The organism is Arthrobacter sp. Y3221159 (assembly GCF_059089885.1).
Genome location: NZ_JBNHFC010000002.1, coordinates 59820 through 83252, shown reverse-complemented (window position 1 = coordinate 83252; position 23433 = coordinate 59820). Strand labels below are relative to the sequence as shown.

Below are 23433 nucleotides of genomic sequence, written 5' to 3'. Positions count from 1 at the left end.
ACTCCTGAAAGTCTGGGTAGCGGTGTCAGTCGATATAGATGTCAAGGTCTTTCCACAGCTGCTGCGTCCGCCGGATGGCTGCGCGGCTCCGCTCGGGATGCGCCGCCTCCATCCCGGCGAGCAGGCCGTAGACCAGGGAGTTCGCGGCGGTGACGGACTGGAAGAAGGAAATCCCTTCGGAAGCCACCACCAGGAGGTGGTCAGCCGCCGCTGCCAGCCGGCCGCGGCGCATGTCGCTGATGGCGATGACCGTGGCACCGGCCTGCTTGGCCGCTTCGGCAGCCAGGATGATCTGCTTGACGGAGCGCCACATGTTGATAACCACCAGCACGTCGCCCTTGCCCAGGGTGTTGGTGCTGGACGCCAGGTGCACGCCGCCCCGGTTCTCGAGGGAGATGGGGTAGCCCATGGTGGCGCCGAGGTGGGCCATCACGCTGGCGGGGCCGGCAAAGGAGCCAATTCCGACGACGGTGATGGACGTGGCGGCGGCCATCGCCGCGATGGCGGCCTCGGCGTCGTCCGCGGTATTGGAGTCGAGCGTCAGGCGGAGGTTTTCAATGTCGTGGTTCAGGGCGTCGTGGAGCGGGCTGCGGTGTTCCCCGTGTTCGGTGAGCGTGTCCTCGGTGGAGATCATCACCAGGTACCGCGACCGCAGTTCCCGCTGCAGGTCCGGCCAGCCGCGGTAACCCAGGTGCTGGGCCGCCCGGACCACGGTGGAGCTGTTAACGTCCGCGCGCTTCGCGATCTCGGCGATGTCCGCGTAGGAGGAGAGCTGGGGATTGCGGGCGATAACTTCCACCACCCGGCTCTGGGATTTGGTCAGCGGAACGTCCGGAAGCGCGTCGCCAAGCCATGCCTGGGAGCTGTCGGTGGAGCCGGGAACTCCTGCGTCGGCTTCGGCGGCTTCCACTGCTGCGGCATTCGAGTTCAAGGGACGGAACCTGTTTCCTGTAACGCAGATCACTCTGCAAGTGGAATTGCATTAAATGTACTCTGCAATTCTTCTTGCGGCTAGTGGTTATGGGTTTCAGCCGTGTAAATCCTCGTTGTGGTAAGCGCCCGGCAGCGGGACCATGGACATATGGATGCTCAAACTCCGAAGGACTGGGACCTGAGCCTTCCCCAGGCATTCCTTCTCTTGGCTACCAACGACACCGACGGTGAGCCCGAGGTGCCGCAGCCCGTCCTCCAGGCCGGTGTGGCGGGGGCGATTTTGGCTGAGCTTGATCTGCTCGGCGCCATTGAGCTGCGGGGCAAACACGTCTGGGCCACCGGCGTCGACGTGGAGTCCGACTACCACGAGCAGCTGGAACTGATCCGCCATAAGGCGCGGCCGCACACGCCCAAGCGCTGGGTGTCCATCCTGGAGAGCCGTGCCGTGGTGCACCGGATCTACGAGGGAATGGCGGTGCGCGGCATCGTGGACCACGTGGGCGAAAAGCACCTTGGCTTGTTTCGCACCACGCGGTACCCGGAGAAGGACCACGCCCCGGAAGCGGCCCTCCTTAAGCAGATCGAGGAGGCCCTGCGCGGCGGCGGGGCCGATGCCCGGACCAATGCCCTGACTGCTCTGGCGTCAGTGACGGGACTCCTGGACAGGCTGTTCCTGGACGCCGATCGCAGCCGGGCCAGGGAGCTGGCGGCCGACCATTGGCCCTCGCATGCGGTTGCTGAGGAAATCCGCATGATCAGGGTGGTGGAGGCGGAAGCCGCAAGCTAGGGATGGCCGGGGCTCGCCACAAGGGCAGAGACGAAACAACGGCAGAGGCGGACGGCGGCGGAAAAGTTCCGCGGCCGTCCGCCTCTAAGCTTCCTTTGTGATGCGGGGTCCTGTGATTTGGTGGCGAGCCTAATCTTCGTAGGTGTTGGCGATGTAGACGTCGCACGGGGCGTTGTGCGCCACGCTGTTGGCCACGCTGCCCAGGAGCCGGCCGATGCCGCGCATCCTCCGGTTGCCCACCACGATCAGCTTCGCGTCCAGGCGCATGGCTTCCTTGATCAGGGCGTCTGCGGGCTTGCCCCGGGCCGCGAAGTGGGTCACCTGCATGCCCGGACGGGACCTGGACAGTTCCTGTGCCACGATTTCGGCGCTGTCTGCCTTCGAGATCCGGACCTGGTCGGACCCGGCGCCGAATGTCTCAGCCTTGTCGACATCGAAGGCGGTCACCACGTGCAGCGAGGCTTTCAGCGATTCGGCCAGATCTAGGGCCATTTCCGCTGCTTTCCTCGCGGACGCGCTGGCATCCACCCCTACAACCACTACTCCACTCATGATGTTGCCCCTTTGCTCGTTGGTGTTCCTGGCGTCCTTCCCCGTGCCCGACCTTACTAGAGGACGCACTGCAATCAACGGACCACGGAGGCCTGGCCTGCCCCCTGCAGGTTAGTCAGGGCCCTCCGCTTGGTTCAAATAAGGGCGCAATTTTGCGTTGCCGGCTGGAGGATGCACCTGCAGCGCGCCATGGAGTCCCGGGGAGCGGGGGTGCCGTTGATCGGTAGAGATGCCCGGTGGGTGTCCGGGTTTGGACTGTGTGCCGGAGGCCCGGTGTCAGTAGCGGTTTTGCTGTCCAGCCTAGGGCTTCTTTGGTGTGGTTGCAGGCTTCGCAGAGCCCTTGGCCATTCTTCGCGGTGGTGGTTCCGCCGTTGTGCCAAGCGGTGATGTGGTCGTGGTGGCGGATGGGCGCGTCGCAGTACGGTGTGCGGCAGGTGTCATCCCGGACCTGGAGGACGCGTTTGAGCCCTGCCGGGAAGAGCCTGGCCCGTAAGTCCATCGCGACCAGTTCTCCCGCTCCGGGTGCGGTGAAAAGCCGACGGACCCAGAGGGCCAGGTCTTGCCTGTCATGCGCTCCGGTGCCGGTGCCGGTGCTGGTGCTGGTTTCGGTGTCGGCTGCAGCCGCGTTCGCCCTGCCAGCTTTCCTTGCGTCGAGGAGGAGGCTGCGGGCGGTTTCGGCGGGGATGATGCCGTAGCCGGGGATCCTGGCCGGTTCGCTGTCGCCCTGGAACAGGGCCCGGTCGGTCATGACGACCTGGAGCTCGATGCCGGTGATCCCGCCCCGGGTGCCGGTGACCCGTTCAACCAGGGTGTCAGCCATGACCTGCCCGCGGGTCCGTGCCTCCCCCGCCGACCGGGCAGCATCGGCGTCCCGGGCCAGCGCGGCGTAGGCGGCCACGCCCTGGGCGACGGGCAGAAGCGCGGTCAGGTACGTCATGGTGTCCGGAGCCGGCCGCAACGACACTGTCCGCTCCGTCACAGCATGGGCTGCTCGCTTCGCAACAGAACGCGGGTCACGCCGGTAGGCCGCGGTGCGGACGGCGTTAGTGATGGCGCGGTCCCCGGCCCCGTCGAAAGTGCCGGTATCGGCGGCGAGTTCCTCATCGACCGCTGCCCGGTCCTCGGTGGTCAGGCAGGCTGTCTCTTTCACCACCAGGGTGGTCCGCCACTCGTTCAGCTGCCCGGACCTGAACGCCGTGAACGTCCGCGGCATCCCCGTGAGCGCCTTCGCCATCCCAAGAAGTCGTCCGCCCCGGGCGGGGGATTCCCGGCGTGCCAACGCAATCTGGGCAGCAACACCCGTGCCCCGCTCCTCGGCGGGGACACCGGCCGCGGCCTGCTCCCGCCGCTGGTACACATCAAAGGCAACAGCGATCTCGGCCTGCCGGGCGGCGGCCAGGGACTTCAGATCCTCCAACTGACGCAACTGCCCGATCATCCCCGCACCATCAGAGGCGACAGGCACAGCAGCCAGGATCGCCAGGGCATCGGCGATCGCGGCGACACCACAATGCCCCCGCCACCGTACCGTTCTTCGGCCCTGCCGCTGCCCCAACCGCCTCCATGAATAGAGTCTTCCAGCGACGCCTGACGATCCGGTTCAGGCAAGAACGCTATGTGGAAAACCGCGGTCAACGGGATTAGAGGAGCTCCACGCTACAACCGATGCCGCGAAATCAGCAGCCCCAAACACCAAGGTGGGTTTCCACATGCCGGGCATCCGGCATCGTCCGTTGATGCCCCCTCCGGTAGCCTGTTGAAATGGTGCGAGGAATGGCCGACTACGGCGCAGAAACCATCCTGCTCGCGGGGGCGGGAAGGGCGCTGCTGCTGCAGCTTGCAGACCCCGCCGTGGGGCGCGGCGTGGACGAGCACAGCTCGTTTGTCGGCCGCCCGGTCAACAGGCTCAAGGGCACACTGACCTATGTCTACGCCATCGTCTACGGCACCGAAGAGCAGGTGAAAGAGGTCCGGCGCAGGGTGAACCTCGCCCACGTGCCCGTCCGCAAAGCCGATTCCGAGGCATCGCCTGGCTACAACGCCTACGATCCGGAACTCCAGCTCTGGGTGGTTGCCACGCTCTATGACACCGCGGTGACCATCATCGAGAAGATCTACGGCCCGCTCGACGACGAATCAGCCGATGCGATGTACCAGGACTACGCACGGATCGGGACGGCCCTGCAGCTGCCCCGGGAGCTATGGCCGGCAGACCGGGACGCCTTCCGCCGCTACTGGAACGGGCGTATTTCCACGCTGCGGGCGGAGGCCGGCGGCCTGCGGGTGGGCCGCGGGCTTCTCTATCCCAAGCACACAGCACTCTGGTACCGCGCCATCATTCCGTCCGCCAGGTTCCTCACCGCCGGGCTCCTGCCGGAGCAACTCCGTGAAGACTTCGGCCTGCCGTGGAATGAGCGCCGGCAGCGCCGGTTCGACCGCACCATGAAGGTCCTGGCCGTGGTGTATCCCCGGCTTCCGCGGCGAATCAGGCACTGGTTCAAGGACTACTGCCTGGCCGAACTCGATAAAGACCTTCGCAAGAACCGCCAGCCCATACAGCGTCAGGGAGCCAGTGCGTAGTTCCACTTCAGTTGAGCAGCGGATCGATGAACGCGCCCGCCGCTTCCTGGCCACCGCCCCTACCGGCGGCTATAGAGCGAAACTCACCGAGTTTGCGGTGTTCGGCCTCAAGCAGGGCTGGGCATGCATCTTCGGTGCCACGCTCCTCGCCGTCCTGATGGCCGCACGGGTCTGGTACCCCGACACCGCGGCCCTGGCCCGGAATGATTTCCTGACCCTCGCCGCCGTCGCCATCCAGGTCCTCATGGTGCTGTTCAAGCTGGAGACACTCCGCGAACTGCGGGTGATCATCCTGTTCCACATCGTGGGTACCGTGATGGAGCTGTTCAAGACCGACGCCGGCTCCTGGTCCTACGAGGCCGAGGGATTCCTGCGCATCGGCGCGGTGCCCCTGTTCAGCGGCTTCATGTACGCCGCTGTGGGTTCCTACATGGTCCGGGTCTACCGGCTGTTCGACCTCCGTTTCGCGGCGTACCCCCGGCGCTGGATCACAGCGGTCCTGGGCGCGGCCATCTACGCGAATTTCTTCACCCACCACTACATCTGGGACCTACGCTGGCTGCTGCTGGCCGCCGTCGTCATCATTTATGGGCGGTGCGTGATGCACTTCCGGGTGTTCCGCAGGCAGTTCCGCATGCCGCTGGTGGCCGCGTTCCTGCTGGTGGCGCTGTTCATCTGGATCGCGGAGAACATCGCCACCTGGTCCGGAGCCTGGCTGTACCCGAGCCAGCTGGCCGGCTGGCACCCTGTGGGGCTGGAAAAGCTCGTGGCGTGGTTCCTGCTGATGATCATCTCGGTGGTGCTGGTGGCCTGGGTCTACAAACCCCAACCGCCGGAGGACGAAGACGGACGACGGCGGGAAGTCCCGGCGGCAGCAAAGGTGCGGCAGTAAGGGGCACTGCCGTAACCCGTTTCAGCAGGGCCCTCGCTGGAACTTTGGCCCCGGGGTTTGATGAAGGCTATGGACCCCACTACATCCGTCATCAGCAGCAAGAAGGCCCCGGCGTCGGACCTCCGCGACCATCACCCGGCGCACTGGGGCGGCGTCTTACTGTGGGGTTTCAGAATGCCGCACCGATTGAGGCCAGCTGCGCAGCCGCGGCGTCGGCGTACTGGTTCCCGGGCCGTGCCAGGCCGTAGTGCTCGCGAAGCGTACGGCCGGTGTATTCGGTGCGGAACAGCCCGCGCTCCTGGAGGATGGGCACCACCCGGCCCACGAAGGCGTCCAGCCCGGAGGGCAGCACCGGCGGCATGATGTTGAAGCCGTCGGCCGCCCCGCCGTCGAACCATTCCTGGATGGCGTCCGCCACCTGCACCGGGGTGCCGGCGAAGGTGCGGTGCCCGCGGCCGCCGCCCAGCCGGCCGATCAGCTGCCGCACCGTGAGCTGCTCGCGGCGGGCCAGCTGCACAATCAGGGTGTAGCGGCTCTTGGCGCCCTCGATCTCATCCTCACTGGGCAGGTCGGCGGGCAGCTGGCGGTCCAGCGGCAGGTCCTCGGGGTTGACGCGGAGGGTCTTGGCCAGCTGGATCCGGGCGTACTCGGGCTCGATCAGCCGGTCCAGTTCGAGCTCGAGCTCCAGGGCCTCCTTCTCCGTCTCGCCGATCACAGGCACGATGCCGGGCAAGATCTTGATGCTTTCCGGGTCCCGGCCAACAGCGGCTGTGCGGGCCTTAAGGTCCCGGTAGAACTCCTGCGCGTCGGCGAGGGTCTGGTGGGCGGTGAACACCGCATCCGCGTACCGGGCGGCCAGGTCCTTGCCGTCCTCGGATGAACCCGCCTGGACGATCAGCGGGTGCCCCTGCGGGGAGCGGGGTAGGTTGAGCGGGCCGCGGACCCTAAAGTGCCGGCCCTCATGGTCAATGGTGCGGATCTTTTCGGCGTCGCCCCACACACCGTCGGCCTTGTCCGCGAGTATGGCGTCATCCTGCCAGCTGTCCCAGAGTTTCCGGGCCACCTCGATGAACTCGGCGGCCCGCTCGTACCGTACGGCGTGGGCGGGCTGGTCCTCCACGCCGAAGTTCCGGGCGGCGTCCGGGCCGGCTGTGGTCACCACGTTCCAGCCGGCGCGGCCACCGCTGACCCAGTCCACGGAGGCGAACCGGCGGGCCAGGTTGAACGGCTCATTGTAGGTGGTGGAGGCGGTGGCGATGAGTCCGATCCGCTCCGTGGCGCCGGCGATGGCGGTGAGCAGGACGGTGGGTTCCAGCTTGCCGGCCGGCCGGCGTCCCACCTCGCCGAACAGGACGGGGGAGTCGGCGAAGAAGATGGAGTCCAGCTTGCCCCGTTCGGCGGTGCGGGCCAGCTGCTGGTAGTGCTCCACGCGGCTGCCGGCATGGGGATCGCTCTCCGGGAGCCGCCACGAGGCCTCGTGGTGCCCGGTGCTCATGAGGAAGGCGTTGAGGTGCAGCCGGCGCTGCGGGGACGGGTTCTGGGAAGCCATGCGGCTACTCCTTCGGAAGTGGGAAGAGGGGTCAGTGGGAGGCGTGTACGACGCCGGACGCCGGCCCGGAGGAACGGCGCGGGAAGGCGCGAAAAGGGATGAAGGTGAGTGCCGGCGTCGGACGATTGTGCCCGACGCGCCGGGTGTTCAAACACCTAAACACGGCCGTTGCGGCCTTGGCCAGCACCGTGAAACAGGAGGAAACGGCGCTACTTATTGCGGCATTCCCGGTTCAAACCAGGCAACGCGGCGCCATGATCCGCAACGGGGGTTAATGTGGGCTGGAAGGGTTGGATATGGGTCGATGGGAGAAGCGCATGCGTCACGGGGTCCCTGCTGCGGCTGCCGTCTTTGGCGCAGGAATTTTGCTGGCCGGGTGCACCGCCGCCCCGGCGCCTCCGCCGGGAACCACGTCCCCTGCACCGGTAAGCACGCCTGCCCCCGAGACCTCCGCCGCACCGCCGTCCGCTCCGGCTTCCTTCAGTCCCGCCACCGAAGCTCCCACAGCGGCCGCCACCATCGCCGGCGCCCCGCAGCAGGTGGCGGCGGACCTTAACGCTCCCTGGTCGGTGGTCTTCCGGAACGGGACGCCGCTGGTCAGCGAGCGGAACAGCGGGCAGATCCTTGAACTCCGCCCGGACGGCTCCTCGCGGTCCATCGGAACGGTGGAGGGGGTGGCGGCCCGCGGCGAGTCCGGCCTGCTGGGCCTTGCCGTGGGCAGCCAGGGCGACCTTTACGTGTATTCGACGGCGGCGGACGGCAACCGGGTCCAGCGCTTCCCGGTCAGCGGCGAACCGGGGTCCCTCACGCTGGGCCGGCCGGACACGCTCCTTGACCGCATCCCGTCGGCGAGCATCCACGACGGCGGCCGGATCGCCTTCGGCCCCGACGGCATGCTGTACGTGACGGCGGGCGATGCGAGCCAGCGTGACAGCGCCCAGGACCGCGGCTCCCTTGCCGGCAAGATCCTGAGGATGACGCCCGACGGCGACGTTCCGGCGGACAATCCCTTCCCCGGTTCGCTGGTCTACAGCTATGGCCACCGGAACCCGCAGGGCATGGCCTGGGCGGACGATGGAACCATGTTCGCCACGGAATTCGGCCAGAACACCTGGGACGAATTGAACATCATCACGCCCGGCGCCAACTACGGGTGGCCCACGGTTGAGGGAATCGCTGGCCGGGAAGGCTTCGTGGATCCGGTCCAGCAGTGGCGGCCCGGTGCCGCAAGCCCCAGCGGCATGGCCCACGCCGGCGGCACCTTGTTCGTGGCCAACCTGCGCGGCCAGGTCCTACGGTCGGTCCCCGTCTTGGATCCCGGCACGTCCACGGAGCATTTCAGCCGCGAATACGGCAGGATCCGGGACGCAACGGTGGCGCCGGACGGCCGGCTGTGGTTCCTGACCAACAACACCGACGGCCGTGGCGACCCCCAACCCGGGGATGACCGGATCCTCGCCGTCGACCTGGCGGACGGGTGAGCCGGCACCCCGTCAGCTTCGCGCGCCGGCCTGCGCCAGTTCCACGATCTTCTCGGTGGCGGCCCAGGAGGCGAGCAGCTTGAGCGCCTCGTCGGAGGGGCTGCCGGGTACACGGTGAGGGAGTGCCCGGGGTCCTCCTCAAGGCCCAGCACCTGGTAATTCAGTTCCAGGAGTCCCACCACGGGATGCTGGAAGAACTTGGTTCCGGCGTAATGGCGGCGGACGTTGTGCGCAGCCCACAGCGTCCGGAATTCCTGGCTGCGCATGGACAGCTCACCAACCAGTTCGGCGATGCCCTTGTCGTGCGGGTTCCGGCCCGCCTCGCGGCGGAGGATGGCAACGTTGGTGTTGGCTGCCCGCTCCCAGTCCGTGTAAAAATCACGGGACCGTCGGTCCAGGAAGATGAAGCGGGAGTGGTTCCTGCCTGAAGGGCATGGTGGGCACCTACGGCGCGGAGGACCGCGACGGCACCATCACCCAGGGCGGCTACTCCACCCACGTCGTGGTCACCGACCACTTTGTGGTGAGAATTCCGGACGGCCTGGAGCTGGACGTCGCAGCCCCCCTGCTGTGCGCCGGCATCACCACCTACTCGCCGCTGCACCGCTGGGGTGCCGGCCCCGGCAAGAAGGTGGCCGTGGTGGGCCTTGGCGGGCTGGGCCACATGGCCGTCAAGCTCGCCGCAGCCATGGGCGCCGAGGTCACCGTCCTGTCCCAGTCCCTGAAGAAGCAGGAGGACGGCCTGCGCCTGGGTGCAACCAGCTACTTCGCCACCAGCGATCCCGGCACCTTCGAGCAGCTGGCCGGCAGTTTTGACCTGATCATCAACACGGTCAGCGCGTCCATCGACATCAGCGCCTACCTGCAGCTGCTGACGCTCGACGGCGCACTGGTCAACGTAGGTGCCCCCGCGGAGCCGCTCCCCGTCAACGCTTTCGCGCTGATCGGCGGCCGCCGGTCCTTCGCAGGATCGATGATCGGCGGCATCCCCGAGACCCAGGAGATGCTCAACTTCTGCGCCGAGCACGGCATCGGCGCCGACGTCGAGGTCATCCCGGCAGAGAAGATCAATGATGCATACGAACGTGTCCTTGCCTCTGACGTCCGCTACCGCTTCGTGATCGACACCGCCACGCTGTAGCCGGGAACCGCGTAACGGCGGGCCGGCCCCGGAAGGTGCCGGCCCGCAGTCGTGCGTGGGGCGCTAAGTCCTTTTGTTATGCCCCGCAACGGTTCTGCGGCAATCAGCCCGCTCGGGGGTCCGGATTCCAGCTCCAGTTCCACAATTGAAGGACCAGTTTTCCAAGCCCCGGAGGGTGTGATGAAAAGGTCCGGCGGGTTGCTTCCCGCGTTGATCCTGGTCGGTGCGGCGGTGGCCGGATGCGGCCCGCAGGCAGGACCCCCGGCGTCGTCGCCCACCACAACGGCAGCGTCCGCCTCCCCAACTCCCTCGGCGGCGTCGTCACCGGCGGCCACGGCTCCCGTCACCGAAACCGCAACCGCAACGGCCGCAAGTCCCGCGCCCGCCACCACCGCCACGAGGGGGTCCCTGAAGACCTTTACGACGGCGGACGGCCAGTTGGCGTTCGACCTCCCCGCCACGTGGAGCGTGCGCGATCCCGCCGGGGAACTTCCCGAGGGCGGCGGTGCCTTCGCGGAGGTGACCAACGAGGCCGGCAGGCCTATGGCAACGCTGCGGACCAACATGGCCACGGGCTCCACCTGCCTGGAGAAGTACCCCTATGAGGTCCTGGAGTCGCAGGAGCTGCCGGCCCTTGCGCAGGACGGTGAGGTGCCACGGTTCATCTACGAAACCCGGGGCAACGCCGCAACGCCCGGTCCCGCTGACACGCCGGCCGCCGCCTACGGCATCGTTTCCGTTCCCGCCCCCACCGGTGACCTGGCCTGCCCCATGTTCCACTTCTTCACCTGGCCGCCCACCGCCGCCATGTTCGGTGCGTTCTACAACCCGGAGAACAACAGGACCCCGGGCGCCGAGTCCCTTCCCTACCTGGAACAGGCCCGCAGGTACATGGATACCACCGAGTACCAGAACATCCGCAGGATGATCACCTCGCTCCGGCCGGTGGGCTAGAAAACCCGCAGGAATCCCGCCATCCGTTCCCGCAGCCACAACGAATTACTGCCATGAACTACTACACCCCGGCGGCGCAGGAAAGAGTCCGGGACGCCGCATATGACGCAGTGGAAAAAGTACTCGACGGCATGTTCTCGCCGTTGAACAGGCACGCGCTCAACGCGCGCTGGAACCAGGCCTGCGAAGCCATGGCAAAGTACCTGGAAGCCCAGGACACCGGCGAGGAGTAGGGTCCGCCCCTACTCCGCAGCCCGGAACTCGAATGCTTCCCGGCCCAGGAACACCAGCTGCGCTTCCTTTTCGGGCAGCCGGACCTTGGGCCCGGCTTCGAAGCCGAAGCTGGTGAAACGGCGAATGGCTTTGGCGTTCCGCGCATCAGGCTCGGCCACCACACGGTCCTTCGCCGGATCCGAGAGCACGAACCGCACCAGCCCGGTCAGCAGGGTGGCCGTGAAGTTCGGGACCGGGCGCGCAGCCGGGGCCAGCAGCAGGTGGATGCCGGCATCCCCGGCACCGGCCGGATACACCTCGCCCACGGGATCGTGCAGCGGCTCGTACGTCTGGAAGACGCCGGCGGGCTCGCCGGCAACGGTCATCAGGAATCCGTGGTGCGTGTCCAGGCTGTCCAGGAACGCGTAGACGTCCCGGACCTCGTCCCGGCTCCAGCCGTTCATGCCCCAGAACCGGGCGCGTTCCTCCCGCACCCAGCTGTGCACCAGGTCTGCGTCCTGTTCAGGTGCCAGGCGGAGCAGCCGGAGGCGGCCCAGGCCCGGGAGGTCCTCCTCGTAGACGGCGTCCCGGGTTGTGTGCGGAAGTCCGGACTCGATGCTTGTCATGGGGTCTCCTTGGTGAGCTGGTCCCAGTCGGTGGTGACGGGGATGAGTTCGCCGGCGGCCCAGAGCGGCAGCTGGCTGAGGAAGTTCGGGTCATCGGGTTGTCCGGACGCGCCGAACGGCACGATCCACCGGCTCTTCGCACGATCGGAGAGGTCCCAGACGTAGCGGGCCACGGGTCCGCGGAAGGACGCATCCGTCACGCCCGGCAGGCTTTCCGTGCACAGCACGCAGCTGGTGTCCCCGGACAGGGCGGTGGCCGGCACGGCGGGCGCGGCGGCGCACGCGCCCGGGAAATCCGACAGCGAGTGCAGCGGCAGGACCGTGTGGCTTTCGCCCCAGGCAGCGGACGACGGCGATGCTGCCGCCGCCTCCAGCGCCCGGCCCGCCGCGGCTGCCACGTCCAGGCCGTGCCCGGCGCCCTTGGCAATGATGGTTTCCAATGCGAAGCCAACCCGGGACACCGGGTTCAGCCAGGGTGCGAACAGGGCCGAGTGCCCGGCGGGGGCCGCGAGCGGTGCCAGCAGGGGAGCGCCGGCCAGCGCGGCCACAAGTGCCGAGCGCCAGGCCGCGAAAGCTCCGGCGTCCGTGCTCGCGGCATGCATGTCTCCGTCCCATCCCAGCAGCCGGTCCCGCAGGTCCCCGGCAGGGGCGGAGAGGCGGACCCCATTCTCCCCGCCCAGTTCCGCCAGCAGGGCACGCAGCGCAGGCCAGGCCCCCAGCCGGCAGTCCATGTGGATCCGCTGCATGTCCTCCGCGTCCAGGTTGTCCCCGGCTTCTTCCAGCAGCTGGCGGATCCGGCGTGCCCGGTGGGCGGGGGCGAACTCCAGCCCGGTCAGGCTGCCGCCGCCGGACTCACGGTCATTGGCGTTCACCGCCAGTGTCTCCACCCGTGACACCGGCAGATCCACCCATTGGCCCGTCCACCGGTGCTGCGGCGACTGGGCAGGGACGGGACGGACCCGGTTCGCCGGGTTCCGCACCGGAACCTTGCCCGCCACCAGCTGCCTGACGTCACCGCCGGCATCGGCGGCCAGCACGCAGTTGACCGGCTCCACCCAGGCCTCCAGGGCAGCCTCAATCTCCGCGGCGCTGCGGCTCCGCAGCAGCGGCAGGAGGGCCTCGAAACCCAGCCACCAAGCGGCCCGCGACGGTGCCCGCAGGCTCAGCGCACCGCCGTCGGGCCCGCCCGAGATGACGGGGCCGCGGGCTGTTTCAATCACGTCCACCGTCTCCGTGGCGGCGCCGCGGACCAGGATCTTCTCCTGGTGGTCGGCAACCACCGGCTCCCAGCCGTCCGGGCCGAGTGCCTGGAGGGTGTCGCCGTCCCGCCTTAGCTGTTCACGGTAAAGGTCCTGGTAGTCGGCCATGGCATTGGTGACGGCCCACGCCGCCGTCCCCGTGTGGCCGAAGTGCGGCAGGCCGGGTACGCCGGGAAAAGCCAGCCCAACAACGTCGAACTCCGGGCAGGCAAGCCGCACCTGCTGGTAGACGCCGGGAAGTTCCAAGAGCCGGTGCGGGTCGCCGGCGAGGAGCGGTGCGCCGGAGCCGGTCAGGCCTCCCGCGGCGGCCCAGGCGTTGCTGCCCGCCCAGACCGGGGCCTCGATGCTGAAAAGCTCCACGGCTTCCGGGCCAAGGGTCCGGGCCACGTGGTCCCGCCACAGCTTGTTGGGAAAGGTGCTGAACAGGATGTGGTGGACCAGGAAAACGCCGAGCGGAGTCCACGGCTCCCAGCGGGCAGGCGCCGTCGCCGTGTCCCCGAACTCCCGCGCATCCCGCCGGCCCGCTTCCAGGGCGTGGTTCACGCCATCCACGTAGGCCCCGCACCACTGCTGCGTGGCCGGATCCAGGTTGTGGAAGCAGCGGCGGGCGGTGTCATCGATCCGCGCCTGCCGGGCAAACCGGTCCCATACGACGCCGTCCGGCCCCAGGTGTTCCGCTGTCCTGCCCTCCGAGCGCCAGCGCTCCATCTCGATCTGCCAGGAGCGGTCGGTTGCAGCGTTCTCACCCTGCAGGAACGCAAGCTCCGTGGCCGACCCGGCACGCAGGTGGGGGATGCCCCACGGGTCGCGGAATGTCTCAGCGGCCATGGTGTGGACTTGGGGCAGTGGTGGGCACAGGTCTTTTCCTTCTCTTAGGTAAGCCAAACCTAAGTAAGGGTACGGTGGCGGGCGGGCCATCCCCAAAACCCGCGGCGCAACAAACGGCCCCGCAGCCTAAGGCGTGAGCGCGGCCAGGATTGAGGCGGCGGGTCCTTCCTCGGCGTGCCGGAACCCGGTGCCCGCCCAGAGGTTCAGCCAGTCCGGATCCCCGGCCGCGGCGGCCGCTGCGCGCAGGGCAGTGGTCAGGTGGTGGATCTCCGGGTAGCCATAGGGTGCCTCAGCGTCATGCCGGCGCATGAATTCGTTTGTGAGGCCGCGGGCATTCCTGCCGGAAAAGGACCGGGTCACGGCGGTGGCGGTGAAGCTCCCGGAAGCCAGCGCCGTCCGGTGTGCGGCCTTGGTCCCGGCCTCGTCCGCGCACAGGAACGCCGTGCCCGCCTGGACTGCTGCCGCACCCAGGGCCAGGGCCGCGCGGACATCCGCTGCGGTGGCAATCCCCCCGGCGGCGATCAGTGGCAGCGGAAGGTCCGCAAGCCCGCCCAGCAGGGTGTGCAGGGGCTGTGTTTCATCGGCGGCGGGATCGAAGGTGCCGCGGTGGCCTCCCGCTTCCGGCCCCTGCACGGCGAGCGCGTCCACGCGGGCGTCGAGCGCCTGCAGGGCTTCAGCGCGCGAGGTGACGGTGGTGGCGACGACGGCGATCCCCCTCTGCTGAAACGCCTCGATGACAGCGCTGTCCGGCAGGTCGAAGGTGAAGGAGACGACGGCGGGCGCCAGCTCCAGCAGGACGTCCACCTTGTTGTCCCAGTCGTCATCGTCGTGCCGGGGATCCCCCAGCCGGATGCCGAAGCGCTCCGCGTCGGGCGCCAGGGCCTCGGCATATGCGCGCAGCGCATCGGGGTTGCTGAACGGGGGCTGGGGAACGAACAGGTTGACGCCGAATGGCCTGCCCGTGAGGCTGCGGGTGGTCGCAATATCCGCCCGCGTGGCATCCGCCGTCTTGTAGCCCGCGGCCAGGAAACCCAGTCCGCCGGCTTCGCTCACCGCGGCCGCCAGCCGCGGCGTGGACGGTCCGCCGGCCATGGGCGCCTGGATGACGGGAACCGGCAGGGAAGCGGGATCGAATCGGGACATGGGCTGGTTACTCATGGATTCCTTGTGGTGCCTTGGCGACTCCGGTGGACGCCGCCTGTATGCCAAGCTGCTTGAGGAGTCCCACGATACCCAGGATGGCGGTAACGGCAGCACCCCAAAACACCCGGAAGCCTTCTGGCACTGGGGGAAACGCCCTAGTCCTGTCAGTGCTGGCCGCGGGGTGCCACCTTGTAGGAGCCGCTGATGGCCATGCGGTTGAAGGTGTTGATGACCATGGCCACCCAGGTGATGGCTGACACCTGCCCCGGCGTCAGGACCGCTACGGCGCTTTCATACTGGCCCACCTTGGAGTGGGACTCTTCGATCCGGGTGATGTACTCGGCCAGGGCAAGTGCAGCCTGTTCCTGGTCGTCGAAGTACCGCGTTTCCCGCCAAGCCGGCAGGACACTCAGCCGCTCCGGGTCCTCGCCCTTGGCCAGGGCGTCCGCAGTGTGGATCCGCAGGCAGTAGGCGCAGCCGTTGATCTGGGACACCCGGATCTTCACCAGTTCCAGGAGCAGCGGGGAGATGCCTTCCGCGAGCGCCGCCCGGTCCGATTCCTGTGCCAGCGTGGCCAGGGTGCTGTACAGCCGAGGATGCCTGCTGCCGACGTTTGTCCGTGCCGCGGTGGTGGTGATGGTCATGGTTCCGGTCCTTCTGCCAAGTCGGTGAAGCGCCAGTTCCGGCGCCTGTTCAACTATGGTTCGGTCCGGATACCAGGGGCCACGGAATGGAACGAAGTGGCACTGAACGTCCCATTCCGCATCACCCGGAGCAGGGCTGCTGCAGGTAGGCGGCGGTGGCGCAGCTGCGCACGGCGAGGCCTGTCAGCTGGCGAAGGAAGGCAGGATCGATCGGGTCCCCGGTGCCCACCAGGCGGTGGTAGACCGCGCCGTACACGGCGTCCACCACCGTGCCCAGGTCCACATCCGGGCGGACCTGCCCGCGGGTCCGCCCGCGCTCCAGGACGGCCAGGAAACCGTCCCGGCGGTCCCGGAGCAGTGTCTGGCGGTACAAGCTTGCGAACTCCGTGCTCCTGATGGCTTCGGCAAGCAGGTTGGCCACGGTGGACGCAGTTTCTCCCTCATCCAGGCACTTGGTCAGCGCCACCAGGTAGGCGTACAGGTCCTGCCGGACATCCCCGGTTTCCTCCACGTGGGTCAGCAGATTGGTCTTGAAGGTAAATGCCTCCAGCACCAGAACCTGCCGGGACGGCCAGTGGCGGTACAGGGTGGATCTGCTGACGCCGGAGGCCCTCGCTACCGCGTCGATAGTGACGTCGTCGTAGCTGAGCCGGTCGATCAGGCCGCTGGTGGCCGCCAGGACGCGGAGGCGGATTTCCGATTCGCGGGAGCCGGCGGCCGGCCGCGCAGGGTCAGCGGCCCGGCGTGCCGCGGCGGATACCCCGCGGCGTCCTTGCCGGGGTTCGCCGGCTGTTCCTTGCATGGTACCCATGGGGCCCTCCCGCCGTCGTCGTGCCTTTGTCCCCAAGGTCAGCTGCGGACCGGTCCGGTCGATTCCCGGATGACAAGTTCCATGGACGGGAGCGGCGGGGCTTCCGACGCCGGCTGCCCGCCGCGGAGGCGTGCGATCAGTTCCGTCATGCTGCGGGTTCCGAGCGCCTCAAGGTCCATGTGGACCGTGGACAGGGACGGGATGTGGAACTTTGATTCCGGTGTGTCATCCCAGCCGAAAACGCTGACCTGGTCCGGTACCGGGATGTCCTGGTCATGCAGTGCGCGGATAACCCCGATGGCCACCTGGTCGTTGGCCGCCACCACCGCCGTGACGTCCCGGATGGCCGCAACCTTGAGCCCCGCCTTGTAGCCGGAGGCTGCGGACCAGTCAGTCGCTTCGATTCCGTGCGAGGTGAGCCCGAGGGCCTGGACGGTTTCCTCGTACGCAGCCCTGCGGTTGCGGGCCGACGGCCACCCGGCGGGTCCCGCAACGTGGAAAAAGTCCCGGTGGCCCAGCGAGGCCAGGTGCTCCACGATCCTCGCCGCAGGTGTCCCGTCCGCGAGGCTGCCCAGCGCCCGCATCCTGTTGTCGTATTCCCCGGCTACCACCAGCGGAACCTTGGGCGGCTGCCGGTTTCCGGCCGGTCCCGGCCAGGGGACGAAGGACAGGATCCCCGCAATATCCTCGGCGGCCAGTAGCGCGTCCAGCTGCCGTCCGCGGGCGTCTGCAGTCCCCTCCATGGCCACCACGTCCACCCGGTAGCCCGCGGAATGCGCGGCCGCGGCTGCACCGTTGAGCATTCGGCCCGGGAAGTACAGGGACGCTTCGGGCACTACCACAACCACGCGGTACAGTTCGCGGGACCGGAGCGAACGGGCAGCGAGATTGGGGGTGTAGTTTAACTCCGCCAGGGCCTTTTCAACGCGCTCCAGCGTGCTCGGCTTCAGCGCGTTCCTGTCCCTCAAGTAGCGCGAGACGGTCTGGTGGGAGACGCCGGCCAGCGCCGCGACGTCGTAAATAGTGGGCGCCTTGGATCGTCCCGCGCCAACTGTTTCCTGCACCATCTTCGTGGCGTCCCTTCACATGCCGTTCCCGCGCAGGCGGGAGGGATCCGGCTCCCAGCCTAAACCCTCCCGGCTGAACCCTGGCCGGAGCTCTGGCCGGAGCCGGACTGCCGGAGCCAGGCCAGGGGCGGGTTCAGTAGAGGAAGATGTCGATCCATTCCCGGTTGTGGGCGTGGATCAGCACGAGGAACAGCACGAAGTCGAACAGCAGGTGCACACTCACGATGTAGGAGAGGGACTTTGTCACCGTGAAGAGCCGGGCCTGGAGCAGCGCGAACGGGAAGATGAAGAACGGCGCCCAGGCGTGGAAGCCGAGCTCCCAAAGGAAGGACGTGAAAAGGACGGCCTGGAGCAGGTTGGCCTGCCAGTCGGGGAGGTGCCGCCGCAGCAGGGTAAAAGCGGTGCAGATGAAGAACAGTTCATCCCAGATCCCCAGCACATTGGTGCCCAGGAACAGCCGGGCGATGCCATCCACGTCGCTGACGGCCGGCCAGTTGTTGTAGACGCCGGTGCGGATCATGTACACGGGCATCAGCGCGTACCCGATCAGCAGGACGGCGGGCAGGTACCACTTCTCCGCGCGCGTCCACGGCTGTCCGGTCCTGACGGGGAACCGGATGGCATGGTCCTTGGTGATGAACCGGGAGACGGCGTAGGGGATGCCCACCGCCAGGATCATTGCGGTTCCCATGACCGCCATATGTTCGGTGCTGATATCCGTGGTGATGGGCACCAGGCTCATGGCGGTCAGCCCCACGGCGATCAGCGCCAGGTCGATCAGGAGCCGCCGGCTGATGATGCCGGCGAGGACCAGTGCGGCGGCCAGGAGGAGGAAGCCGAAGAGCCGGTCCTCCCGGGCGAACAGCAGGAAGCCCGACACCGAGACGAGGGCCGATGGGACCACCGCCAGTGTAGTGCGGGCGGGCTTTCCTGTTTCCGCGCCCTGGAGATCGGCTTGCGCCTGTGATTGCTGCCTCATCACGTCCCTATGCTTCAGTGGCGCTTCCGGTGGATGCTCAAAATTCTACTTGCCGGCCGGGCGCGGGACGAGGTGCGGCGGTTCACCACAGCAGCGTCAGCTCCAAGTCCACGGTGGGCCGGGAGTCCAGCCAGGCGTCAAGTACCGGGCTGAGCCGGGATTCGGCGCCGGCCAGCCCCAGCCGCGTCGCGTCGGACGATGCCGGCACGTGGTGGTGCCCGTCGTCGGGAGTTCCATGGGAGCATTCCGAGCACAGGAGGCGCATCCCGGACCAGTCATCGGCGCCCATGCCGTGCTGCTCCAGGAGATCGGAGAGTTCCTGGAGGTCGTCCGGTGTTGCCCCGGCCACCTGGGCCTGCCACGTGGGCAGGCCCGAGTCCTCCAGCCGCAGGAGCTGGTCGAATACCGCCACGTCCTGCCCGCCCAGCCTGCGGAACCCCTTCGGTTCGCCGTCGTGCAGGACGACGTCCCTGAACCGGTGCCCGGATTCGGGCAGCGGGACACTCGCGATGACGGCGTGGGCGGGGCTCCTGCGCCAGCACCAGACCACTTCAGTGGCGCCGGCGGAGGGCAGCACCTGGTGGGGAAGGCTTGGCTGGTCCGGATTCAGCCGGACCGGCGCCAGGCCGAAATTGGAGTCGATGGGATCGTAGCCGGTTCCCATGCCCTTGATGCCGTAGGCAGCCCAGGCCCGGCGGGCGGTTGCCCAGTCCCCCAAGGCCGTGGAGGCGATTCCCAGGTTCCAGGCTGCGGGGTTGACGCCGTCGAAGTCCGCCGCCTCCACGGGCGTGAAGAGCTCAACGGCCCGGGCGTTGCGTTCCAGGCTTTCAGCCCATTTGCCCAGCGCCTTCGACAGCAGCCCGGCATGGAACCAGGCGTGGAAAGAGTCCGGCGCGAGGCGCAGCATTTCGCCCGCCAGCGCCCTTGCCTTGTCGGTTTCGCCGGCGTCGTCCGCGGCTGTCCAGTCGGACCACACATCCCGGGGCCCACGCTGCTCCCCATGGCCCTGCCATTTGCGAACCGTCACCCGTCCAGTATGCAGGGGCCGCCGGGTGCGCACCATGGCCTTCCGGCCCCCTGTCCGGATTAAGGCAAAGCGTACGACGGCGGGCGGGGCCGGCGTCGTACGCTTTGCCTTCGAAGCGGGTTGCCGCTTAGGCGCCCACCAGGGCGTTGTCCTCGCCGCGCACGCTGAGCGTGAAGGTGTTGGGGCCGCTGCAGGTCACCGCAACCCGGCATGTGGTGGTGTTGTGCCGTGCCGAAAGGTCGCTGATCGCGGAGTCCAGGGTGTTGTGGAGGGAGGCTTTGTCCCAGATCTTCAGGGTCACGGTGTCAGTGGCATCGAACGTCATTATTCAACTTCCATTTATTGCGGTCTGACGGCCTGATCATGTCCGGCCGTGTCCTCGTCGGCGAGGACAATCATTTGGGAAAGCGCATTCCCATGTTCCAGTGGCAGGGCCCCTGGATGATTGGCAACAGGAACGGGGGTTATGTGAGCAAGCACACCGGAAGGCGGGAAAGCCCGCCCGGCTGCGGCTAAAGGGCGGGATTCAGGCTGAGGGTAAAGGTGTTGGGGCCGCTGCAGGTCACGGCGATGCTGCCCTTGTCAGTGTTGTGGCGGGCGGAGAGGTCCTCCACAAGCGTGTCCAACGTGGCGTGGACGGCGGAGCGGTCCCAGATTTTGAGGGTCACGGATTCGGCAGTTTCAAACGTCATTGTTCAGTACTTCCTTGCATTGGTCCGGCGGGTAAAGCCGGAAAGTCGGCCTGCTCGCGCCGTGTGGCGTTCGGCCGCCCGCTGGGCATGCCGGCGCGCCTCATTGCGTCACCAGGATGGGTAAGGGCCGGAAACACCTCCTGCCCTGCCCTTCCATGGTGCCGAAACCGAAAGGGTGCTCTCAACCAAATCGCCGTTTATTGCAAGTGAATCTCATCACGTATGGACGGGCGCCGCCCCCACCGTTCCCAGCGGGATGACGTGCGGACGGCCTTCGGTGGGTTCGGCCACCACATGGGCGTCCAGGCCGAAAACCTCCAGCAGGCACTCGGGGGTGATGACCTCCGACGGGCTGCCCTGCGCCACAATGGCGCCGTCCTTCATGGCGATGATGTGGTCCGAGTAGCGGGCAGCCAGCGAGATGTCGTGGAGCACCATCACGATGGTCCGGTGGTGCTCGCGGTTCAGCCGGCGGACCAGTTCCAGCACATCCACCTGGTGGGCCAGATCCAGGTACGTGGTGGGCTCGTCCAGCAGCAGGATCCCCGTTTCCTGCGCCAGTGTCATGGAAATCCAGGCCCGTTGCCGCTGTCCGCCCGAAAGGTCCTCAAGCGGTGAATCCGCCAGTCCCAGGATGTCGGTGGCCTCCAGGGCAGCCTCCACTACCCGTTCGTCGGCAGCGGAAAACTGCTGGTACCACTTCTGCCGCGGGTGCCTGCCCCGGGAGACGAGGTCGGCCACCGTCAGTCCAGACGGCGCAATGGGGGCCTGTGGCAGCACGCTGATGCGGGTGGCGATGTGCCGGGTGGAGTGTTCCCGGAGCGGGATGCCGTCCAGCAGTACGTTGCCCGACCGGGGGTTCAGCAGCCTGCCGAGGCCCCTCAGCAAGGTGGACTTGCCGCAGCCGTTGGGGCCGATGATGGAGGTGACCCGGGCGTCGGGGACGTCGAGGGTGAGGCCGCTGATGATGTCTGCGCCGTCGTAGCCGAGACTGAGGTCCCGGGCACGGAGGCCCTGTTGCCGGGTGGACATGTTCAACTCAGCCTCCGCTGGTATTTGAGGATCAGGTAGATCAGGAACGGTGCCCCCACCACGGCGGTGGCCACGCCCACCGGAAGCGGGGCGGCGAGGGCATTGGCGGACAGGGTGTCCGCCAGCAGCACGAAGATGGCGCCCACCAGGGCGGACACTCCCACCGAGGGAATCACGGTGGATGTCAGTGCCCGGGCAATCCGGGGGCTTGCCAGGGCAACAAACACCACGGGTCCCGCCGTCACGGTCGCCACCGACGCGAGCAGGACGGCGAGGGCCAGGACTACCAGGCGGACCGCGCCGATCCGGACACCGAGCCCGACGGCGGTGTCCTCACCCAGGCTGGTGAGCAGCAGCCACCGGCCGCTTAGCATCGCAGCCAGGAGCAGCACCGCAGCACTGAGCGCCATGGGCTGGACGGTTTCCCAGTCCTTTCCGTTGAGCGAGCCCATCATCCACGTGAGCGCCTGGGCGGCGCTTGTCACGTCGCCCAGGGTGAGGATCCACGTAGTGAGGCTGGCTGCCAGGCCGGAGATGCCCAGGCCGGCCAGCACCAGCCGGTAGCTGTCCAGCCCGCGCCGGTAGGAGAGCAGGTAGACGGCGACCCCGCTGACAATGCCTGCGGCGAACGCGGCGGCGGGCATGCCCACCGTCGCGGCCAGCCCGCTCAGGCCCGCGTGGCCCCCGCCCGCGATGACCAGCACGGCCACTGCCCCCAGCGAGGCGCCGGCCGTTACTCCCAGCAGGTCCGGGCTTGCCAGCGGGTTGCGCGCAACCGTCTGCGTGATGGCGCCGGCGGCAGCCAGGCAGGCTCCGACTACAACGGCGGCCACCATCCGCGGTGCGCGGAACTCCGTTACTGCCAGGTGGATCCGGGTGTTGGAGTCGTCGCCCAGCAGGGCCCGGAGGACGTCCGGGTAGGCCATGGGTGTGCCGCCGAAGGCGACGTGCAGCGCCATGGCGGCCACCGTTGCCAGGACCAGCAGGACCACCACCAACAGCACGCGGACGTTGAAGCGGAGGGAAACGGGGCCTGCCCGCAGCGCCCTGATGCCTGTGGGGCCAGGAGAATTTTTTCGGGGCTGTGCCTTCTGGAGGACGGTCATAGCGTCTGCAGCCTCTTACGCCGGGCCAGGTAGATGAAGAAGGGTGCGCCCACCACGGCAAGGACTACCGCGACCGAGAGTTCGCCGGGCCTGGCGATCAGGCGTCCCGCCGTGTCAGCGAGCAGCACCACGGTGGCCCCGGTGAAGAGCGAAACCGGCACCAGCCAGCGGTAGTCCGGGCCGGTGATGGTACGGGTGAGGTGTGGAACCAGGAGTCCGGCGAAGGCGATGGGGCCTGCCAGGGTCACGGCAGTACCGGCAAGGAGGGTAACCGCGCCAATGCCCACGGCGCGTGCCCGCAGCACCGGGATGCCGAGCGAGACGGCGGTGTCCGTTCCCAGCGCCAGCGCGTTCAGGGCGCGGATGTTGAGCAGGGCAAGCAGCACTCCGGCAGCGATGAACGGCCACACCAGCTCGAGGACGCCGGTCCTGCCGGCCAGGGAACCCACCTGCCAGAACCGCAGGGTGTCCAGGGCCTGGTCGTTGAGCAGGACGATTCCGGCCACAAGTCCGGAGCATAATGCAGTGACGGCGGCACCGGCGAGCACCAGCGTCACGGGGGTGGCCCCGTAGCGGGCCGCCGAGCCGATCATGAACACCAGGACGCTGGCCGCGAGGGCACCGGCGAAGGCCAGCAGTGCCTGGGCCAGGGCGGGAAGGTCACCGGCAAGGGCGGTGGCAGCCACGATGGCCAGCGCGGCTCCCTGGTTGATCCCCAGCAGGCCGGGGTCCGCCACGGGATTCCGGGTGTGGCCCTGGACCAGGGTTCCCGCCAGGCCGAGGCAGATACCGGCGCAGATTCCCAGCACGGTGCGGGGCCAGCGCAGTTCGCGGATGGTCACGTCCATGACGTCGCCGGTGGGAGTGAACAGGGCGTGCCAGGCTTCCTGCAACGAGGAGGGCTGCCCTCCGATGCAGATGCTGAGCACGCTGGCCAGGAACAGGGCCAGCACCGAAGCCAGGAACCAGGCTGCCCGGTTCCGGGGAGCCTTCCGCGGCGGGGGAACGGGCGCAACGGGTCCTGCCGGCGCCCGTTCCACCATGAGGCCCGGCTCAAAGTTCAGCGTTTTCACATCGGACTTTCTATTACGTCACGGGTTTGTGAGCTATTCCTCCAAATGCTGCTACAGTCTACGG

At 67.9% G+C, this 23433-nt stretch carries 23 protein-coding genes and 2 pseudogenes; 7 read left to right on the top strand and 18 right to left on the bottom strand.

All coding sequences use genetic code 11. The features are described from left to right. Positions 1 to 25: 25 nt before the first annotated feature. The gene (locus tag AC5RT3_RS02750) at positions 26 to 931 is read right to left on the bottom strand and encodes a MurR/RpiR family transcriptional regulator (RefSeq protein ID WP_494123439.1); all 906 of its coding nucleotides are present in this window, start codon (positions 929 to 931) and stop codon (positions 26 to 28) included. Between the two features lie 150 nt (positions 932 to 1081). Here AC5RT3_RS02750 and AC5RT3_RS02745 point away from each other — a divergent pair, with 150 nt between their 5' ends. Beyond that, positions 1082 to 1720, top strand: coding sequence for a GOLPH3/VPS74 family protein (locus AC5RT3_RS02745; RefSeq protein ID WP_494123438.1), 639 nt, complete (start codon positions 1082 to 1084; stop codon positions 1718 to 1720). Between the two features lie 129 nt (positions 1721 to 1849). On the opposite strand, the gene AC5RT3_RS02740 is transcribed toward AC5RT3_RS02745, so the two are convergent. Both AC5RT3_RS02740 and AC5RT3_RS02735 read right to left on the bottom strand, forming a co-directional pair. Beyond that, positions 1850 to 2272: a universal stress protein gene (locus tag AC5RT3_RS02740; protein WP_494123437.1), complete on the bottom strand. Its 423-nt coding sequence runs from the start codon at positions 2270 to 2272 to the stop codon at positions 1850 to 1852. A gap of 115 nt (positions 2273 to 2387) precedes the next feature. Continuing rightward, complete coding sequence (locus AC5RT3_RS02735) at positions 2388 to 3710, bottom strand: HNH endonuclease (RefSeq protein ID WP_494123559.1); 1323 nt, start codon at positions 3708 to 3710, stop codon at positions 2388 to 2390. A gap of 323 nt (positions 3711 to 4033) precedes the next feature. Here AC5RT3_RS02735 and AC5RT3_RS02730 point away from each other — a divergent pair, with 323 nt between their 5' ends. Next, a complete protein-coding gene (locus AC5RT3_RS02730; RefSeq protein WP_494123436.1) occupies positions 4034 to 4852 on the top strand; it encodes an oxygenase MpaB family protein in 819 nt (272 codons plus the stop codon). Continuing rightward, positions 4845 to 5744: a DUF817 domain-containing protein gene (locus AC5RT3_RS02725; RefSeq protein WP_494123435.1), complete on the top strand. Its 900-nt coding sequence runs from the start codon at positions 4845 to 4847 to the stop codon at positions 5742 to 5744. The genes AC5RT3_RS02730 and AC5RT3_RS02725 overlap by 8 nt, the downstream gene beginning before the upstream one ends. Before the next feature lie 169 nt (positions 5745 to 5913). On the opposite strand, the gene AC5RT3_RS02720 is transcribed toward AC5RT3_RS02725, so the two are convergent. Next, positions 5914 to 7293 carry an LLM class flavin-dependent oxidoreductase gene (locus AC5RT3_RS02720; protein WP_494123434.1) on the bottom strand — a complete coding sequence of 460 codons (1380 nt, stop codon included), beginning with the start codon at positions 7291 to 7293 and terminating at the stop codon, positions 5914 to 5916. Between the two features lie 317 nt (positions 7294 to 7610). On the opposite strand from AC5RT3_RS02720, the gene AC5RT3_RS02715 reads away from it, so the two are divergent. Continuing rightward, positions 7611 to 8774: a PQQ-dependent sugar dehydrogenase gene (locus tag AC5RT3_RS02715; RefSeq protein ID WP_494123433.1), complete on the top strand. Its 1164-nt coding sequence runs from the start codon at positions 7611 to 7613 to the stop codon at positions 8772 to 8774. A gap of 12 nt (positions 8775 to 8786) precedes the next feature. Here the strand turns inward: AC5RT3_RS02715 and AC5RT3_RS02710 are convergent. Beyond that, a pseudogene (locus tag AC5RT3_RS02710) lies at positions 8787 to 9193 on the bottom strand (MmyB family transcriptional regulator); the annotation flags it as partial. A 2-nt stretch (positions 9194 to 9195) separates the two neighbouring features. Here AC5RT3_RS02710 and AC5RT3_RS02705 point away from each other — a divergent pair. From AC5RT3_RS02705 to AC5RT3_RS02695, 3 genes and pseudogenes are all read left to right on the top strand, one after another. After that, positions 9196 to 9915, top strand: a pseudogene (locus AC5RT3_RS02705) (NAD(P)-dependent alcohol dehydrogenase); the annotation flags it as partial. 180 nt (positions 9916 to 10095) lie between these two features. Beyond that, positions 10096 to 10869: a hypothetical protein gene (locus AC5RT3_RS02700; protein WP_494009527.1), complete on the top strand. Its 774-nt coding sequence runs from the start codon at positions 10096 to 10098 to the stop codon at positions 10867 to 10869. A gap of 53 nt (positions 10870 to 10922) precedes the next feature. After that, positions 10923 to 11102: a hypothetical protein gene (locus tag AC5RT3_RS02695; protein ID WP_035753009.1), complete on the top strand. Its 180-nt coding sequence runs from the start codon at positions 10923 to 10925 to the stop codon at positions 11100 to 11102. Between the two features lie 9 nt (positions 11103 to 11111). On the opposite strand, the gene AC5RT3_RS02690 is transcribed toward AC5RT3_RS02695, so the two are convergent. From AC5RT3_RS02690 to AC5RT3_RS02630, 13 genes are all read right to left on the bottom strand, one after another. Next, a complete protein-coding gene (locus AC5RT3_RS02690) occupies positions 11112 to 11708 on the bottom strand; it encodes a GNAT family N-acetyltransferase (RefSeq protein ID WP_494123432.1) in 597 nt (198 codons plus the stop codon). Continuing rightward, entirely contained in the window at positions 11705 to 13795 is a 2091-nt protein-coding gene (locus tag AC5RT3_RS02685; protein ID WP_494123431.1) for a penicillin acylase family protein, read from the bottom strand. Before AC5RT3_RS02685 ends, AC5RT3_RS02690 begins: the two co-directional genes overlap by 4 nt. A 126-nt stretch (positions 13796 to 13921) precedes the next feature. Further along, positions 13922 to 14953: a nitronate monooxygenase gene (locus AC5RT3_RS02680; RefSeq protein ID WP_494123430.1), complete on the bottom strand. Its 1032-nt coding sequence runs from the start codon at positions 14951 to 14953 to the stop codon at positions 13922 to 13924. Between the two features lie 149 nt (positions 14954 to 15102). Continuing rightward, on the bottom strand, positions 15103 to 15582 hold the full coding sequence (locus tag AC5RT3_RS02675) for a carboxymuconolactone decarboxylase family protein (RefSeq protein WP_494123429.1): 480 nt from the start codon (positions 15580 to 15582) through the stop codon (positions 15103 to 15105). Between the two features lie 121 nt (positions 15583 to 15703). Next, positions 15704 to 16393: a TetR/AcrR family transcriptional regulator gene (locus tag AC5RT3_RS02670; RefSeq protein WP_494123428.1), complete on the bottom strand. Its 690-nt coding sequence runs from the start codon at positions 16391 to 16393 to the stop codon at positions 15704 to 15706. A 38-nt stretch (positions 16394 to 16431) separates the two neighbouring features. Further along, positions 16432 to 17460, bottom strand: a complete 1029-nt coding sequence (locus AC5RT3_RS02665; RefSeq protein ID WP_494102640.1) for a LacI family DNA-binding transcriptional regulator — start codon at positions 17458 to 17460, stop codon at positions 16432 to 16434. Between the two features lie 133 nt (positions 17461 to 17593). Further along, entirely contained in the window at positions 17594 to 18439 is an 846-nt protein-coding gene (locus tag AC5RT3_RS02660; protein WP_494123558.1) for a CPBP family intramembrane glutamic endopeptidase, read from the bottom strand. Between the two features lie 82 nt (positions 18440 to 18521). Further along, the gene (locus tag AC5RT3_RS02655; RefSeq protein ID WP_494123427.1) at positions 18522 to 19466 is read right to left on the bottom strand and encodes a tetratricopeptide repeat protein; all 945 of its coding nucleotides are present in this window, start codon (positions 19464 to 19466) and stop codon (positions 18522 to 18524) included. Positions 19467 to 19593: 127 nt separating this feature from the next. Beyond that, a complete protein-coding gene (locus AC5RT3_RS02650) occupies positions 19594 to 19791 on the bottom strand; it encodes a hypothetical protein (protein WP_494123426.1) in 198 nt (65 codons plus the stop codon). 187 nt (positions 19792 to 19978) lie between these two features. Further along, the gene (locus tag AC5RT3_RS02645) at positions 19979 to 20158 is read right to left on the bottom strand and encodes a hypothetical protein (protein WP_494009518.1); all 180 of its coding nucleotides are present in this window, start codon (positions 20156 to 20158) and stop codon (positions 19979 to 19981) included. 216 nt (positions 20159 to 20374) lie between these two features. Beyond that, complete coding sequence (locus AC5RT3_RS02640) at positions 20375 to 21190, bottom strand: ABC transporter ATP-binding protein (protein ID WP_494123425.1); 816 nt, start codon at positions 21188 to 21190, stop codon at positions 20375 to 20377. A gap of 2 nt (positions 21191 to 21192) precedes the next feature. Then, the gene (locus tag AC5RT3_RS02635; RefSeq protein WP_494123424.1) at positions 21193 to 22296 is read right to left on the bottom strand and encodes a FecCD family ABC transporter permease; all 1104 of its coding nucleotides are present in this window, start codon (positions 22294 to 22296) and stop codon (positions 21193 to 21195) included. Continuing rightward, the gene (locus AC5RT3_RS02630; RefSeq protein ID WP_494123423.1) at positions 22293 to 23369 is read right to left on the bottom strand and encodes a FecCD family ABC transporter permease; all 1077 of its coding nucleotides are present in this window, start codon (positions 23367 to 23369) and stop codon (positions 22293 to 22295) included. The genes AC5RT3_RS02635 and AC5RT3_RS02630 overlap by 4 nt, the downstream gene beginning before the upstream one ends. Positions 23370 to 23433: the final 64 nt, after the last annotated feature.

Coding starts and splice junctions, on each gene's coding strand:
- AC5RT3_RS02745 (WP_494123438.1), top strand. CDS start 1,082: ATGGATGCTCAAACTCCGAAGGACTGGGACCTGAGCCTTCCCCAGGCA.
- AC5RT3_RS02740 (WP_494123437.1), bottom strand. CDS start 2,272: ATGAGTGGAGTAGTGGTTGTAGGGGTGGATGCCAGCGCGTCCGCGAGG.
- AC5RT3_RS02735 (WP_494123559.1), bottom strand. CDS start 3,710: ATGATCGGGCAGTTGCGTCAGTTGGAGGATCTGAAGTCCCTGGCCGCC.
- AC5RT3_RS02730 (WP_494123436.1), top strand. CDS start 4,034: ATGGTGCGAGGAATGGCCGACTACGGCGCAGAAACCATCCTGCTCGCG.
- AC5RT3_RS02720 (WP_494123434.1), bottom strand. CDS start 7,293: ATGGCTTCCCAGAACCCGTCCCCGCAGCGCCGGCTGCACCTCAACGCC.
- AC5RT3_RS02715 (WP_494123433.1), top strand. CDS start 7,611: ATGCGTCACGGGGTCCCTGCTGCGGCTGCCGTCTTTGGCGCAGGAATT.
- AC5RT3_RS02700 (WP_494009527.1), top strand. CDS start 10,096: ATGAAAAGGTCCGGCGGGTTGCTTCCCGCGTTGATCCTGGTCGGTGCG.
- AC5RT3_RS02695 (WP_035753009.1), top strand. CDS start 10,923: ATGAACTACTACACCCCGGCGGCGCAGGAAAGAGTCCGGGACGCCGCA.
- AC5RT3_RS02690 (WP_494123432.1), bottom strand. CDS start 11,708: ATGACAAGCATCGAGTCCGGACTTCCGCACACAACCCGGGACGCCGTC.
- AC5RT3_RS02685 (WP_494123431.1), bottom strand. CDS start 13,795: ATGGCCGCTGAGACATTCCGCGACCCGTGGGGCATCCCCCACCTGCGT.
- AC5RT3_RS02680 (WP_494123430.1), bottom strand. CDS start 14,953: ATGAGTAACCAGCCCATGTCCCGATTCGATCCCGCTTCCCTGCCGGTT.
- AC5RT3_RS02675 (WP_494123429.1), bottom strand. CDS start 15,582: ATGACCATCACCACCACCGCGGCACGGACAAACGTCGGCAGCAGGCAT.
- AC5RT3_RS02670 (WP_494123428.1), bottom strand. CDS start 16,393: ATGGGTACCATGCAAGGAACAGCCGGCGAACCCCGGCAAGGACGCCGC.
- AC5RT3_RS02665 (WP_494102640.1), bottom strand. CDS start 17,460: ATGGTGCAGGAAACAGTTGGCGCGGGACGATCCAAGGCGCCCACTATT.
- AC5RT3_RS02660 (WP_494123558.1), bottom strand. CDS start 18,439: ATGAGGCAGCAATCACAGGCGCAAGCCGATCTCCAGGGCGCGGAAACA.
- AC5RT3_RS02650 (WP_494123426.1), bottom strand. CDS start 19,791: ATGACGTTCGATGCCACTGACACCGTGACCCTGAAGATCTGGGACAAA.
- AC5RT3_RS02645 (WP_494009518.1), bottom strand. CDS start 20,158: ATGACGTTTGAAACTGCCGAATCCGTGACCCTCAAAATCTGGGACCGC.
- AC5RT3_RS02640 (WP_494123425.1), bottom strand. CDS start 21,190: ATGTCCACCCGGCAACAGGGCCTCCGTGCCCGGGACCTCAGTCTCGGC.
- AC5RT3_RS02635 (WP_494123424.1), bottom strand. CDS start 22,296: ATGACCGTCCTCCAGAAGGCACAGCCCCGAAAAAATTCTCCTGGCCCC.